Annotated in this window: 13 protein-coding genes; 12 read left to right on the forward strand and 1 reads right to left on the reverse strand. The window is 56.5% G+C overall.

Features of this window, described 5'->3' with window-relative positions; all coding sequences use genetic code 11:
- Positions 1–12: 12 nt before the first annotated feature.
- The 10 genes from AUC61_RS05260 to AUC61_RS05305 all read left to right on the forward strand — a co-directional run bounded on the left by AUC61_RS05260 (position 13) and on the right by AUC61_RS05305 (position 11,996).
- A complete protein-coding gene (locus tag AUC61_RS05260) occupies positions 13–276 on the forward strand; it encodes a PAAR domain-containing protein (RefSeq protein ID WP_243244765.1) in 264 nt (87 codons plus the stop codon).
- A gap of 1 nt (position 277) precedes the next feature.
- Entirely contained in the window at positions 278–1,471 is a 1,194-nt protein-coding gene (locus AUC61_RS05265; protein WP_243244766.1) for a hypothetical protein, read from the forward strand.
- Positions 1,472–1,499: 28 nt separating this feature from the next.
- Positions 1,500–4,841, forward strand: coding sequence for an ImcF-related family protein (locus AUC61_RS05270; protein WP_243244799.1), 3,342 nt, complete (start codon positions 1,500–1,502; stop codon positions 4,839–4,841).
- Positions 4,838–6,421 (forward strand): type VI secretion system protein TssA, encoded by a 1,584-nt coding sequence (tssA, locus tag AUC61_RS05275; RefSeq protein WP_243244767.1) that lies wholly within the window; start codon positions 4,838–4,840, stop codon positions 6,419–6,421. Before AUC61_RS05270 ends, tssA begins: the two co-directional genes overlap by 4 nt.
- Before the next feature lie 24 nt (positions 6,422–6,445).
- The gene (gene tssF / locus AUC61_RS05280; RefSeq protein ID WP_243244768.1) at positions 6,446–8,212 is read left to right on the forward strand and encodes a type VI secretion system baseplate subunit TssF; all 1,767 of its coding nucleotides are present in this window, start codon (positions 6,446–6,448) and stop codon (positions 8,210–8,212) included.
- Complete coding sequence (gene tssG / locus AUC61_RS05285) at positions 8,176–9,273, forward strand: type VI secretion system baseplate subunit TssG (protein ID WP_243244769.1); 1,098 nt, start codon at positions 8,176–8,178, stop codon at positions 9,271–9,273. Before tssF ends, tssG begins: the two co-directional genes overlap by 37 nt.
- Positions 9,254–9,790, forward strand: coding sequence for a type VI secretion system lipoprotein TssJ (gene tssJ / locus AUC61_RS05290; protein WP_243244770.1), 537 nt, complete (start codon positions 9,254–9,256; stop codon positions 9,788–9,790). Before tssG ends, tssJ begins: the two co-directional genes overlap by 20 nt.
- A gap of 2 nt (positions 9,791–9,792) precedes the next feature.
- A complete protein-coding gene (tssE, locus tag AUC61_RS05295; protein ID WP_243244771.1) occupies positions 9,793–10,233 on the forward strand; it encodes a type VI secretion system baseplate subunit TssE in 441 nt (146 codons plus the stop codon).
- 26 nt (positions 10,234–10,259) lie between these two features.
- On the forward strand, positions 10,260–11,408 hold the full coding sequence (locus tag AUC61_RS05300) for an OmpA family protein (protein ID WP_243244772.1): 1,149 nt from the start codon (positions 10,260–10,262) through the stop codon (positions 11,406–11,408).
- Between the two features lie 144 nt (positions 11,409–11,552).
- Positions 11,553–11,996: a hypothetical protein gene (locus AUC61_RS05305; protein ID WP_243244773.1), complete on the forward strand. Its 444-nt coding sequence runs from the start codon at positions 11,553–11,555 to the stop codon at positions 11,994–11,996.
- 82 nt (positions 11,997–12,078) lie between these two features.
- Here the strand turns inward: AUC61_RS05305 and AUC61_RS05310 are convergent, their stop codons facing one another.
- Positions 12,079–12,780, reverse strand: coding sequence for a glutathione S-transferase (locus tag AUC61_RS05310; RefSeq protein ID WP_243244774.1), 702 nt, complete (start codon positions 12,778–12,780; stop codon positions 12,079–12,081).
- A gap of 113 nt (positions 12,781–12,893) precedes the next feature.
- Between AUC61_RS05310 and AUC61_RS05315 the strand changes: the two genes are divergently transcribed.
- Together AUC61_RS05315 and AUC61_RS05320 are read left to right on the forward strand one after the other, a co-directional pair.
- Complete coding sequence (locus AUC61_RS05315; RefSeq protein ID WP_243244775.1) at positions 12,894–13,457, forward strand: TetR/AcrR family transcriptional regulator; 564 nt, start codon at positions 12,894–12,896, stop codon at positions 13,455–13,457.
- Between the two features lie 65 nt (positions 13,458–13,522).
- The gene (locus AUC61_RS05320; protein WP_243244776.1) at positions 13,523–14,287 is read left to right on the forward strand and encodes a hypothetical protein; all 765 of its coding nucleotides are present in this window, start codon (positions 13,523–13,525) and stop codon (positions 14,285–14,287) included.
- Positions 14,288–14,320 lie beyond the last annotated feature (33 nt).

Raw genomic sequence — 14,320 nt, forward strand, 5'->3', positions numbered from 1 at the left:
TGGAGATTTCTCATGCGTGGCGTTATTCGCGAAGGCGACAAACTTTCATCTGGCGGCGTGGTATTGAGCGGAGTCAGTGGCATGGATTTTATGGGCAAACTTGTCGCGTGCGTGGGCGATAAGGTTTCCTGCCCCATTCCCTTGCACGGCATAAACGAGATTGCTGAGGGGGATGAGGGCTCGACCTACAAAGGTCGCCCGATTGCATTGGATGGGCATCGCTGTGCTTGCGGCTGCACGTTGATTACATCGCTGCCCTCGGCGGGGAGGGCGTAGCGTGCCGGTCAATATCAGGGCTTTACCCGAGAAATTGTCGAGGCCTGTGCCTTTAAGTAATAAGCGTTGGTGTCTGGGGGTTTTGTTTTGCTCGATGATTGTCGCGAGCCTAGTGTTCCTGCTTTGGCCGGATAACCGCTGGCGCATGACAACCTGGTTTTGGTGCTGCGTATTGGTACTGCCCTTAGTGGGAGGATTCACTATTTACGCGCTGCGCCTACTGAGCTTTGAAAGACGCAGTGAGTTTGTCGAAAGCTGGAACCAAAGCCATGCGGAGCAGGAGCGAGCGCTGATTGAGCACGGGCAGCGTCCTCTTGCCTTGTTGGGCGCGGCTTACTGTTCCGGAGCAGGCAACAACTTGCTGGCTCAGGCTCTTCGCAATGGCAGTAAACCGCTATACCCAACCTTTGTGAAGTCGCAGGGGCGTGCCGTACGGCTTAGTCAGTTGAGCCCGTCGGCTCAGCTTCACAGCCATGCCGAATATACAGAGCGACTCTTGGGTTGTTTTGATCTGGTGATGAAGGGGCTTGAGTCTGAGCTGCAGCTGTACGCGAACGATATGCCCCTGCGTGTTCGTATCAGGCACAACCAGATGCTTTGCGATGATGAAGTCCTGGTGCTGTGGCGCTTGTCTGTAGGCGAAAGGTACGCAGTTGATCAGGTGGTCTTCGCAAACCAGGACGATGGTCTTCTCTGGATGGATGCATTGCTGGACGAGCCCGCGGCCATCGGACTTTTGTTGTCGCTGGAAGTTAATCTTTTTCTTGATCCGATCGCTGAACAGGCCGAGTCGGTATCAGCGGTATTGCTTGCCCTTCCCGACTGGTGTGCCAAAAAAGGCTTCGCTCCCTCGGCGTTTATCCATCGTCCGGTTCAAATAATCGATCAGGCCGAGGCATTAAAAGACGCGCTTCTATGGGGGAAGGTTCAGAAAGGCGCTCCTCAATACTTTTCATGGTATTCGCAGGTGCCTGCCGATCTTTTGTGCGACTCAACGATCGCGCTCAATGCGGCGGGTTATCCGCCGGACATTGAGGCGCGCCTGACGCTGGACGACAGTTTTGGTCGGCCAAGCTGTGCTGTCGGCAACATCGCCTTGATTGTCGCCAGTGAGGGTGCCAAGGCGGATCGTCGGGCTCAAATGATCATATTGCAGGATGCCTCACCGCAAGTTTGCGTTGTTCAGCCGGCTTGATGAGAGATAAGGATTAATCGTGAAAAATATGCGCACCGGTATCTGGGTTGTGGTCATGTGTTTGCTCGTTATTGGCAGCCTGTTGATCTGGATCGACAACCCGCTAATTGAGCTTACAGGCGAGCCTCAGAGAATTGAGTTATCAGCATGGCTACTGGTGGCCTGCTTGATCATTGTTTTTCTCGAAGGGGTTTTCGGACTGTTCGGCAGGACCTTGGCAGGGATGGAGTTTGTTTCCCGGAGAAGAGAGACGTCTGGTCTTAACCTTCCTTGCTCTACCTTTAACCAGCCTGAGCATAATGCTGCTTTGCGCTGCAAAGCCCACCTCCGCGCAAACTACAACCTCTTCTGGCGCCGCAAAGTCCGCCTCCTCCTGATCATCGGCGAACCCGACCAAATCGAAGCCATCGCCCCCGGTCTGGCTGAAAAGCGCTGGCTGGAGGGGCATGACACGGTGCTGCTGTGGGGCGGCAGCGCCAGCGCAAAGCCCGAGGCATTGTTCAAACCATGGCGCGGACTCAGCCGCTGGCGGGCGCTGGATGGTGTGGTCTGGGCGCTGACTAAAGAGCAGAGCACGGACGTGGCGGCAATGTATGCCGGTACGCGCAACTTGCAGGCATTGTCGCGTGAGCTGGGTTGGCAGTTGCCGTTGCACCTGTGGCAAGTCTGCGCCAGTGAATGGTCGCAGTCGGATCGCCCCAACCAGCCGGTGGGTTGTGTGTTGCCGTCCCGAGTGACCCCCGAGCAACTGGAAGCAAGACTGGCTGCGTTGGAAGACCCTTTGCGTCAGCAAGGCCTGACGCAGATGCAAGAGCAGATGGGCCATGACTTTCTGTTTCGACTGTCCTACGACCTGAAAACCGAGGGCATTGCCCGTTGGCGTAAAGCCTTGAGCCCATTGTTGGGCGTATTTGCTAGCGTGCCGTTGCGCGGACTGTGGTTCAGCCTGCCACTGCAGCGGGCCGAAAGTATCGAGCACCACATCTGGCCGCAAGAACCGAACTGGTTGGGTGCGATTAAAGACAAGACCAGCAACCCCCGACGTCTGGGCGGGCACCCGGTGCGTGTCGGGCAAATGCTGTTGCTGACACTGGCTGCGTTATGGGGCGCAGGCATGTTGCTGTCATTTGTCAGCAACCGCGCGCAGATCCTTCAGGTACAAACCGCACTGGCCGCTGTGCAGCAACCGGTAAGCGCGGATGAACAACTGCTGGCCCTTAACGAGCTGATGCGTGAGCTCGCCCGGCTGGATTATCGCGCCGAGCATGGCGTGCCTCTCTATCAGCGTTTTGGCCTCAACCAGAATCAGGTGCTGCTTGATGCGCTATGGCCACGTTATATCGCTGCCAATCAGCAACTGATCCGAGATCCTGCCGCCGCCAATCTGCATCGTCAGCTCAGTGCCTGGGTCAAGTTGACGCCGGACAATCCCCACCGCGCCAATCAGGCACCCGCCGCCTACGAACAACTCAAGGCCTACTTGATGATGGCGAGGCCGGACAAAGTCGATGCGGCCTTTTTGAACACTGCGCTGAGCAATGCTGAGCCCACGCGCGCAGGTTTCGAGGCGCCGGGGCTGTGGCAGGCGCTGTCACCTGGACTGTTGGCGTTTTACACCGAACAGTTACCAACGCACCCCGAGTGGCGCATCAAAGCCGACCCGGCGTTGATCGCTCAGGTGCGGCGCGTGCTGCTGGGCCAGTTGGGCCAACGCAATGCCGAGGCCAATCTTTATCAGCAGGTACTTGATGCGGCCGCCAATCAGGCAAAGCCGCTGAACCTGCATGACATGGTCGGCGACACTGATGCTTTGTCGTTGTTGTCCTCCACCGGCGAAGTACCGGGCGTGTTTACCCGTCAGGCGTGGGAAGGTCACGTAAGCCAGGCCATTGATGAAATCGCCGAAGCGCGCCGCGAGCAAATCGACTGGGTGCTCAGCGACAGCAAAACCGACATTGCGGCTGAACTCACTCCGGACGTGCTCAAGCAGCGCCTTACCGAACGCTACTTTGAGGATTACAGCAGTGCCTGGCTGGCCTTTCTCAACGGCCTGCGCTGGCAGCCGCCTTATAACCTGGCCGACGTCATCGACCAGTTGGCCTTGATGAGCGATGTTCGCCAGTCGCCCGTGATCGCACTGATGAATACCCTGGCTTACCAAGGACAGGCTGGCACCCGTGAGCTGGCGATGACTGATTCGCTGATCCAGTCCGCGCAGCAACTGATCAAAAAAGACATCACGCCGGTCACCAGTCATTTCAAGCAAAGCCCGAGCGGCCCGCTGGACGCCACATTTGGCCCTTTGCTGGCTTTGATGGGCAAGGCCCCGGAAGACGCGCGCGGCGATGACAATCTAAGCCTGCAAGCGTTTCTCACCCGAGTCACTCGCGTGCGCTTGAAACTGCAGCAGATCAGCAACGCGCCCGACCCGCAGGAAATGACTCAGGCTTTGGCGCAAACCGTGTTTCAGGGGCAGAACGTCGACCTGACCGACACCCAGGCTTATGGCCGTTTGATCGCCGCCAGCCTCGGTGCCGAGTGGGGCTCGGTCGGCAACACCCTCTTTGTGCAACCGCTGGATCAGGCGTGGCAGAAGGTTCTGCAACCTTCGGCGGCGAGTCTGAATAAGCAGTGGCAGCGCTCCATCGTCACTCACTGGGACGGCGCCTTTACCGGGCGTTATCCCTTTGCCGCCACCACCAGCGATGTTTCGCTGCCGATGCTGGGCCAGATGATCCGTGCCGACTCGGGGCGTATCGAGCAATTTCTGCAGCAGCAACTCAGTGGCGTGATCCGCAAGGAAGGCAGCCAGTGGGTGGCCGATACCCGGCACAGCCAGGGCTTGCGCCTGAACCCGAAATTCCTCGCCGCCATTAACCAGCTCAGTCATCTGGCCGACGTGCTCTACACCGACGGCGGCATGGGTTTGAGTTTTGAGCTGAGTGGCAAAGCAGCGCGGGACGTCGTGCAAACCACCTTCATCCTCAATGGCGAAAAACACGAGTACTTCAATCAACGGGAAAAATGGCAGCGCTTCAACTGGCCGGGGCGCGGCGATTATCCGGGTGCCAGGCTGAGCTGGATCAGCGTAAAAACCGGTGAGCGCCTGTATGGCGATTACCAGGGCACATGGGGCCTGATCCGGTTACTGGAACAAGCGCAAATGACCTTGCTGGACGATGGCGAAAGCCGTTACCGGATGATCATCAAAGCCCCGGATGACCTGAGCCTGACCTGGAACCTGCGCACTGAAATGGGCGCCGGGCCGTTGGAGTTGCTCAAGTTACGCGGGTTCAAATTGCCTAAAGAGATATTCCTGAGCAGTACCAAGACCTCTGAGCCCTATGCCCAGAATGGGGGTGTCGAATGAGTCTGGATGCTTTGGTCATCCGCTGTCTCGGTGAACGCGACCCGGTGTTGCTGGGTCGCGAGCAGTTGACGCAGTGGGCTGCATGGTTACTGCCGATCAGCGAGGACTCATCGGTCGGCGAGGATGCTGGCTATGAAGATGACTTCCAGCTTATCCGTGAGGAGGTCAACAAGCTGTCCGGGGCTGATGCCAACCTGATTATTCAGTTGGCAGAGAAATTGTTGATCCACACCAGTAAGGATTTGCGCGTAGCCACCTATTACTTGTGGGCACGCTTGCATAAGGATGGCGAGGTGGGCTTGGCAGATGGGCTCAGTTTGCTGGCTGCGTTGATAGAGCATTTCCCCGATGTGCGGCCCGCGAGGGGCAACAGCCGCAAGATGGCTTTGGAGTGGTTGGCCAGCAGCAAAGTACTGGACAGCCTGTCGCTGTACCCGGAGGTGGTGAAAGCCGAAACCGAGCGCACTGTGGCCGCGTTGGCTTGGCTGGAGCAAGCGTTCGAGAAATGGCCGAAAAATCAACGTCCGGCATTGGACACCTTGTATGCCGCGCTGTCCACGCGGTTGACCCGGTCTGGTGGCGTAGAGGCGGTGGTGCCGCAGAACAGCGCCAATCAGGACTCCAATACCCCGGCATTCGCTACGCCGGTAACGTCGCCGAAATCTGGCCGTGACTTGTTGGAAGGAGGCCGGGCGTTGGCGGGATATCTCCGTGAGCAACCTCAGGGCTGGCTGGCGGCCCACCGTTTAATGAAAAGTTTGCGATGGGACACTCTTCACCAGCCACCGCCCCAGGATGCCAATGGCATCACCCGTTTGGTTGCACCGCGAGGGGAATATCGAGCCGTACTGAAACGCTTGTACCTGCAGCAGAGCTGGACGGAGTTGCTTGATCAGGTCGAGCGGATGTACGCCGAAGGAGTCAATCATTTCTGGCTCGATCTGCAGTGGTACCTGTACCAGGCCTTGAGCAAGCAACCGGCACCCACGGATAGCTGGGCCGATATCGTAAAGCGTGATCTGGGCATATTCCTGGAGCGGCTTTCGGGCGTTGAGGAACTGTATTGGAGTGACGGCTCAGCGTTCGCTGATGAGGTCACTCGGGAGTGGATAACCCAACATGTTAGCGGCAACAAGCCGCAGCAATGGTTGCCGACATCACCAGCCTCACAGACCACGGCAGATACCGAAATTATGGAGCTGGAGAGCGAAGCACTGGCGCAAGCCGACAGCGACGGTATCGATGCTGCATTGGCTTGGCTGGCAGGGCGCCCTGGGTTGCAGACAGGCCGGCAGCGTTGGTTGCTGCGCTTGTTGATGGCGAGAGTCGCCGAGCAATGCGGCAAAAGCGAACTGGCTACTCACTTGCTGAGCGAACTTGATCACACCGCACAGCACCAGTCTTTAGCGGATTGGGAGCCGGATCTCGATTTTGAGGTCAAGGCTCGCTTGCTCAAGCTACTGCGTTTGAAAACTCAGCATAGCGATGCTGACAAGCCCGCCCTGGCTCGCCGGATGGAGACACTTCTGGCCGCACTGGTTGCTGCTGATCCTGTGCGCGCCGCAGTGCTTTGCGCCTAATCATTACTTATCAGGACTCCCCCTTTGAGCTTGGAAAATCTGACCCTGCACTACTTCGACGCCGAGATGCGTTATCTACGCGAGGCTGGCAAGGAGTTCGCAGAAGCTTATCCGGACCGGGCTGCACACCTGAATCTGGATAAGCCGGGTGCGCATGATCCTTACGTGGAGCGATTGTTCGAAGGCTTTGCCTTTTTGATGGGGCGGCTGCGCGAGAAGCTGGATGATGACCTTCCCGAACTGACCGAGGGTTTAGTCAGCCTGCTATGGCCGCATTATTTGCGAACGATCCCATCGCTATCAGTTGTTGAACTGATACCAGACCTTACGTTGCTCAAACGTAGCGAGCGTCTAGTCAGCGGCTTTGAGGTGTTGTCGCAACCCATCGGGCCGCAGCGGACCCGCTGTCGCTACACCACCACTCAGGATTTGATGTTGCAACCGCTGGCCATTGAGTCGTTCACACATGACTACGAGCCTGACGGCCGTTCTGTGCTGCGCCTGCGCTTTGCCTGCGATGCATCAACCAACTGGAGCGAAGTCGATCTGAGTCGCCTTCCTTTGTACCTGAATGCCGCCGCTCCGCTGGCCAGTGCGCTGCATCAGGCGCTGACCCTGAATACTCAGCAGCTATATGTACGGTTGCCAGAGCAGGACCGTATTCCATTGGAGGGTCGCTTCGCGTCGAAGGGCTTTGCCGATGAGGATCGCCTCTGGCCCAAAGGCGACAGCGCATTCAGCGGATATCAGTTGTTACTGGAGTACTTCACCTTCCGCGAGAAATTCATGTTCGTGACCCTCTGTGGTTTGGAGCAGCTTGTTCTGCCTCCTGGCAAAACCTGGTTCGAGCTTGAAATAGTTCTAAGTGAAGCTTGGCCTCCGGGGTTCAACTTGAGCGCCGAACACATCCGTATGCACGCCGTTCCAGTGATCAATTTGTTTTCGCTTGAGGCTGATCCGCTGACAGTTGAGCCATTGAAAACCGACTACCTTTTGCGGCCGATGCGCTTGCAGGACGGCCACACTGAAATTTACTCGGTGGATCAGGTCACGGCGTCGAAGAATGCCGAACGACTGGACTATGTGCCGTTTTCCAGTTTCCGCCACAAGGGCGGGATGATGCGCGATGAAGCCCCCGAGCGTTACTTCCATACACGCTTGAAGCGTGGCCCTAATGGGCTGCACGACACATGGCTGATTCTGGGAGGCGAAGGCTTCGACAGCGATTCGATGACCGCTAGTCAAAGCCTGTCGTTGCGGCTGACAGGTACTCACGGCCAGCTACCGCGCAAGGCGTTGCAAAGCACGTTGCTCGACACCGTCGTGGAGTCCACCCATGTCGGCCTGCGTGTGCGCAATCTCTGTGCCCCGACCTTGCCTTGCTACCCGCCGAACCGGGATCGTTTTCATTGGCGCGTGCTCAGCCACTTGGGTTCGAACTTCCTGCCGATGCTCGATAACGCCGAGGTGCTGAGAGGCACCTTGGCGCTCTACGACTGGACGGGCAGTGAGCTGAACCGCAGGCGTCTGGCTGCGATTGTCGAGGTCACCCACCACCTGATTCAACGCTTCGAAAAAGGCTTTCTGCTACGCGGCGTCGATATTGAAATCACGCTGGACGCCAACGGGTTTTCTGGCGAGGGCGATATCAGCCTGTTCGGTGAAATGCTCAATCGCTTCTTTGCCCTCTATGCCGACATCCACCTTTACAACCAGCTCACGCTGATCCTGCAACCTACCGGAAAGTGCCTGCGATGGAACGAGAACCACAGTCAGCGTATTCCCGGCTGAAAGCCGCTGGGTTGCTGGAGTTACTAAAGGGCCGGGTGGCTGAGTCCAACCTGTACCGTTTCTGTCAGTTGCTGGAACAGGCTTTACCGGGTCATCCACCTCTGGGGAGTACCACGAATCCTGCGGATGATCCGGTGCGCTTTCGGCCGGACCCCGGTATGGGCTTCCCTGCCAGCGAACTGAAAGCGATTGAAACCGACGAAGCTCACCCGCAGCGCCCGGCTACCGTGCGCACCCGTTTACTCGGTTTGTATGGGGTCGATTCGCCGATGCCAACAGCCTATCTGGATGACATCGCGCAACGGCGGGAAGGCCATGAGGCGCTAGAGTCCTTCCTCGACATTTTTAACCATCGGATTTTTACCCAGTTCTATCGGGTATGGCGCAAGTACTCGTACCCGGCAACATTCGAAGCTCGCGGCACTGATGCAACTTCACAGTGTTTGTTGGGGCTGATCGGGTTGGGTATTCCCGGTACTGCCAAGCAAATCGCGACACCCGTGTCGCGTTTTCTGGCATTACTCAGCGTGATGCGTCTGCCCACTCGCAATGCCGAAGGCATCATCGCGCTGGTCAAGTTGCTTGCACCCAATACCCAGGCAAAAGTGACTCCGCACTGGCCACAGAAGGTTCTTCTGGATCAGCCCGCCAGCCTCGCTTTTGACCGCGGGGTGAGTCTGGCTCAAGGCACGCCCTTGGGCCGCGTCGGCCACGATGCCAATAGCCAATTACATCTGGCGCTTTTCACCGAAGACACTAAAGAAGCCAGTGGCTGGTTACCCGGTGGCCAGTTGCATAACGACTTGTTGGTGCTGCTGCGTGTGTACCTCGGTTGGCGCTGTACCGCGAAGCTGCAGTTATCTCTGCCAGTGCGCAGTTTGCCGCAGCCCGTGCTGGGGTGCGCGCCTGTGCTGCTTGGAATGACCGGTGTACTCGGCCCGAGCAGTAACGCATCAACGGTCGCGGACCACGACACCATCACTATCAATCTGGGCCGGTATCAAGGCCTTTCGCATAACCCCAAGATAAGGGAGGTACAGCATGTCGCGTACCCTTTGTAATTCATTGATGTTGATTACGTTCGGCGCATTACTCGGCGGCTGCGGGCTGACTCAGAGCGTCAGCGATACCACCTCATCTACTGCAAGTGCCATTTTCTACAAGCAGGTCAAAACCCTGCATCTGGACTTCAGTGCCCGAGCTTCGCTCAACACTGAGGATGCGCAGATGAACGCTTTGTCGGTTCCAACAATGGTCCGCATCTATCAGTTGCGTAGTGAAAAGGCGGTGGAGCGGGCGGATTACGACAAGTTGATCAGTGACGACCAAAGTGCGTTGATCGGTGATCTGCTGGACAAGCAGTCGGTGGTCGTGAACCCGGAGCAGGGGGCGAAACTGAGCGTGCCACTCGACCCGAACACCAGGTTTGTCGCAATAGTGGGGCTGTTCCGCAACCCCAATACCCAGATGAACACATGGCGCCTCACGTTGGCTCGCGATGATCTGGATCCGGACGTGGCGCGGGTAATCGAGCTGGGAGACAACCAGCTCATGCTACGACCGCAGGTGCAGGAATGAGCATGACCGAGATGAATCCTTCGCTCTACGAAATGCTTCTGCAGAATTTCAATGGCGAACTGGACTTGTATCGCGTCAGTGAGGAGGACCAACACACGTTGTCGGTGCTGGATAACGTACAGCGCATTCTTAATAGCCGAGCCGGGACACTGAGTCATTTACCGCATTACGGTTTGCCAGACATGGGCCAGATACTTCAGGGCTTACCCGGCACGGCTCATGACCTGATGACAACTATCACGTCCACGTTGCTCAGATACGAGCCAAGGCTGGCCGCAGTGAGCATTGTCATGCTCGATCAGGTGCTTCCAGGCCATTTGGAGTATTCCCTCGACGCCCAATTGAAAGAGGGCAAGTGGCTGACGTTTGGTACGACGCTGTCGCCTGAAGGAAAAGTACTGGTGCGGCATTTGAAGCGGCAGGAATATCTGCCCAAGCCATGAAGCTGTGACGTAAAGAAGGCTGAGTAATGGCGTTGTTTGAAATGCAAATTCGGGTGGGAGGCGATCCCCGGGAATTTGGTGAGTTTGTAGCGCTGCGCGCAGAGCTTTCCAAACTCCTGCACCCCGCATGTCCAGATATCGATTGGGCGAAAGTTGAGCAGTTGTGCCTGGTGTTATTGGAAGTAAATGGAGCCGAACTACAAACCGTCGCTGCTTTTATCCTGGCGCGTAGTCAGCGCTGCGGGTTGGATGGTATGGCAGAAGGGATGGAGTTGATGGCGGCGCTGGTTGATGAATGGGCGAGTATATGGCCGACGGCAGCGCCAGCGCGCACCGATATCCTGACGTGGTTGTTCGTGCGGCTCCAACACGTGGTTCGACGCCTCGAGTTGGATGTCGGTAGTGTGCAAGTGCTCAGTTTTCTCGAGTGCAGGCTGGCAGGTTTCGATGGTTTTTTGCAGCGTCAGGACCAAGTCTCTACAGCCTCGTTGTCAGAGCTTCGCCAACAAATTTCTAACCGCATGCTCCGATTGGAGCAAGAGTTTGAAGTAAGCCAACCCGCGCTGAAAACACCTAGAGCGCCCGAATCCGCATTCGCGATGCCCGTAATCATCCTGACCACACCACGTGTTCCCGAAGCATCGATTCCAAGTCTTAAAGTCGGAAAACGTCATACCCGGTTATGGCTGTTTACATTGGCGGCTTTGATAGCTCTTGGCATAGGGTGGGGCTGGAAGGTTTGGGTGGTCGATCCAGGTACTGATTTGAATCCACGCGTTGTAAAGCTCCTCCACGAGGAGGGCGTTATTCCAGATGCTGTTCGCTTGGACAGCCTTTCACTGTTCGACGCCGGTAGCTCTGTGCTTAAGCCGGGGTCGACCAAAATCCTGATCCACGCGCTGGTAAGTATCAAGGCTCGGCCTGGCTGGTTGATTGTCATCGCGGGGCACACCGACTCCACGGGAGATACAGCGCAGAACCTCCAGATATCCCACGCTCGTGCATCAGCTGTGCGTGACTGGATGCAACTGATGGGTGACATACCCACCCACTGCTTTGCGGTTCAGGGGTTAGCTGCCAGCGAGCCGCTAGCTACTAACGAAACCGAGTTTGGACGGGCAGCGAACCGGCGTGTGGATATTCGATTATTACCGCAAGCCGGAGCCTGTGAATAACCCTCAAGTCAGCGTCTGAAATTTCCCTGTCAACTAATCTTGAATCTCACATAACCTACGGATTTTTCTGACATTTTTATCCATTTGTTTCCCTTAAAGTGCGCCGCTGTTTACAACTTCTAAACATTTAACGGGAAACGCGTAATGAAAAAGCTATGGATGTCTGCTGCTGTTGCAACGTTGATTGCGACCACCAGTGGCTGCGTGAGCTACAACATGAGTCAGCCGAGCGCGCCGCTGGAAGGCGTTGTCAAAAGCGATCTGAAGGCAGACATTAAAGTCGGCGAAGCAATCAGTGGCGAATCCTCAACCAACATCCTGTTCAACATCCTGAGCTTCGGTGGCGATACGCAATTCGCGGATGGCGTGGTTTACGGTGGTGGGAATGGTGGTGCCCTGGCTGGCTTGCCGATCCCGGATCCTGTTTCCAAGGTCAAGGCAGCGGCAGCGTACAAGGCAGTCAAATCATCTGGCGCTGACCTGATCGTAGCTCCACGTTACGAAGTGAATGTTCAAGACTATTTCATCTTCAAAACCGTTGAAGTCAAAGTGACCGGTAACAAAGGCAGCATCACCAGCATTCGTTAATACGTTTTCTTCTAATGCCCCCCGCGAAAAACGCCGCCTCACAAGGGCGGCGTTTTTATGTGTCATTCGACATCATCTTGATCTAAACACCTGCTGCTGTCGGCTCCGACATAGTCACCCGATTCTGCACGCTCGGACGCTCCTGCACCTTTGCATGCCATGCCCGTAGCGCTTTGTGTTCCGCCGGGATTTCCAGCTCCACCAGCCCGGCAAAGATCAGCCCGCCGATGACGGTAATGTCGGCCATCGAGAAGCTTTCACCGGCTACGAAAGGTTGTTTTTGCAGTACCGAATCAAAGTACTGCATGCCGCGCAGGGCTTTGTCCCGTTGGCGAAAACCCCACTCTGCGTTCTGGTAGAGCTCCACGTCGGGGCCGAGGCCCGGTGTGGCGTGGTGGAAGTAAACGCTGATGGCGTCGAGCAGTTCCAGTTCGGCGCGTTTGCTCATCATGTGGATCACGCCTTTTTCCTTTGGCGTACTGCCGGTAAGGGCAGGGCTGCCGTCCAGGTTATCCAGGTACTCGGTGATGGCGGTGCATTCGGCGAGGAGTGTGCCGTCGCTTAGCTCCAGCACGGGCAGGGTGCCGGAGTAGTTCTTGGCGAGGAAGTCGGGCTTTTTGTGTTCGCCTTTCCAGAGGTCGACGGATTCAAACTGAACGCGCGATTGCAGGCCCTTTTCCGCAAGGGCGATGCGTACGCGTGCTGGATACGGGCCGGTGTGCCAGTCGTAGATCTTCATCATGGGCAGGGTGCTTGAGTCGAATGTTGAGGCGTTAGCGGTCATAGGAAATACCTGTCTACCTATCAGTTGGTAGGTAGAATTTATAGGCTAATATTTTCTCGGTCAAGGCCGTTAGTCGCTAAGATGCCCAGCCAACGAAACAGTGAGGCAGTGACGTGAGCTCAAACCATCGGGAAGCTATCCTGGCCGCTGCCAGGCAGGCCGCGCAGGCGCATGGTTACAGCGGCTTGAATTTCCGCGATCTGGCGCAGGTCGTTGGTATCAAGAGTGCGAGCATTTACTACCACTTCCCGAGCAAGGCTGATCTGGGCGCAGCGGTTGCCAGGCGTTACTGGGAAGACACTGCCGCCACTCTGGAGGCCATGCTGGCCGAAGCTTCGGATGCAGCCGACGCGCTGCGTCACTATCCCGATATCTTCCGTCAGTCCCTCGCGAACGATAACCGATTGTGCCTGTGCAGTTTCATGGCCGCTGAATACGACGATTTGCCGGAAGGGGTTAAGGCCGAGGTTCAGGCGTATGGCGATGTGAACGTTGCGTGGCTGAGCAAGGCGTTGGCGGCGGCAGGTTTGGTCAGTGCCGATCAAGTCGAAGGGCGGGCACGGGCCATTTACGCTGCTGTCTCGGGTGCGCAGCTGTTGGCGCGGAGTCGTGCGGATATCTCGCTGTTTGATTCACTTATTGAAAGCTATCGGTCTGCCGGCTTGCTGCCTGCGTGATTGACTTCGTATCGCAATACTTTTTGCTGCATTTGGATCAGGTCAAACTCTTAAAGGAATAAGTCATGCCCGTTGCTGCTTCGGTTTCGCGTCTTTTCGTTGCCTTCATTGCCCTCATTGCTACGGTGCTCAGCACTGCCAGTTTCGCCGACGATTCCAAGCCCTATAACAAAGACAGAGGGCCTTACCTTGAGCGTTGTGAAATTCTGCAAAACTATTTGGCTGGTTACCGTGCGAGCGGACGTACAGATGACCCTGACGATGTGATCAGCATCTTTCTCAACTTCAGCAAAGGTTTGGACAGGTTTCAGGCTATCTCAGGTTCGCTGGACCTCGCCGCAGAGGACGCCACTCGATGCAACGCCCTTTTCGCCAAGATAACGAGCATGGTGACTCGTGCGCAGGCCGCTTCGCAGGCCGCCCACGCCGAACGAGACAAGAAGAGTAAAGAGGCCGCTTTGGTCATTCACCACAACTCCCCGGAGTACAAGCGTGCTCGCTCATTGGGTTACGACGATGTGGGAGACATCGGCTACCTGAGCATGTACGAGAACATGGACGGGGAAGACAAAATGAAATCGATGTTGTTTTTGGTCGACGACGAATGCGGCGCTTTTTTCGAAGCGATCCAGTATTCCCCACCCTATGTGGTCTATAGGGCTGAGTCCCGTAACTGTGGGGAGTCGCAACGGGTTGCCGTGCTGGGAACCAGTGACGTAAGCGCTGGAGACTTAATCGACAAATTCGCCACATACGAATACGTCGGCAGGAAAAAAATTGTGGCACCGAACGGATTCTCGATTTCAACACGGGTATTGAAGCAGCGTTAAGTTATTAGGTGGCTCGGCGCACTGTCTCATCTG

The sequence above is a fragment of the Pseudomonas maioricensis genome, assembly GCF_022790535.1.
GTDB lineage: Bacteria > Pseudomonadota > Gammaproteobacteria > Pseudomonadales > Pseudomonadaceae > Aquipseudomonas > Aquipseudomonas maioricensis.

Bases quoted from the DNA above. Each gene is read 5' to 3' on its own strand.
- AUC61_RS05260 (WP_243244765.1), top strand. From the start codon at position 13: ATGCGTGGCGTTATTCGCGAAGGCGACAAACTTTCATCTGGCGGCGTG.
- AUC61_RS05270 (WP_243244799.1), top strand. From the start codon at position 1,500: ATGCGCACCGGTATCTGGGTTGTGGTCATGTGTTTGCTCGTTATTGGC.
- tssA (WP_243244767.1), top strand. From the start codon at position 4,838: ATGAGTCTGGATGCTTTGGTCATCCGCTGTCTCGGTGAACGCGACCCG.
- tssG (WP_243244769.1), top strand. From the start codon at position 8,176: ATGGAACGAGAACCACAGTCAGCGTATTCCCGGCTGAAAGCCGCTGGG.
- tssJ (WP_243244770.1), top strand. From the start codon at position 9,254: ATGTCGCGTACCCTTTGTAATTCATTGATGTTGATTACGTTCGGCGCA.
- tssE (WP_243244771.1), top strand. From the start codon at position 9,793: ATGACCGAGATGAATCCTTCGCTCTACGAAATGCTTCTGCAGAATTTC.
- AUC61_RS05300 (WP_243244772.1), top strand. From the start codon at position 10,260: ATGGCGTTGTTTGAAATGCAAATTCGGGTGGGAGGCGATCCCCGGGAA.
- AUC61_RS05305 (WP_243244773.1), top strand. From the start codon at position 11,553: ATGAAAAAGCTATGGATGTCTGCTGCTGTTGCAACGTTGATTGCGACC.
- AUC61_RS05310 (WP_243244774.1), bottom strand. From the start codon at position 12,780: ATGACCGCTAACGCCTCAACATTCGACTCAAGCACCCTGCCCATGATG.
- AUC61_RS05320 (WP_243244776.1), top strand. From the start codon at position 13,523: ATGCCCGTTGCTGCTTCGGTTTCGCGTCTTTTCGTTGCCTTCATTGCC.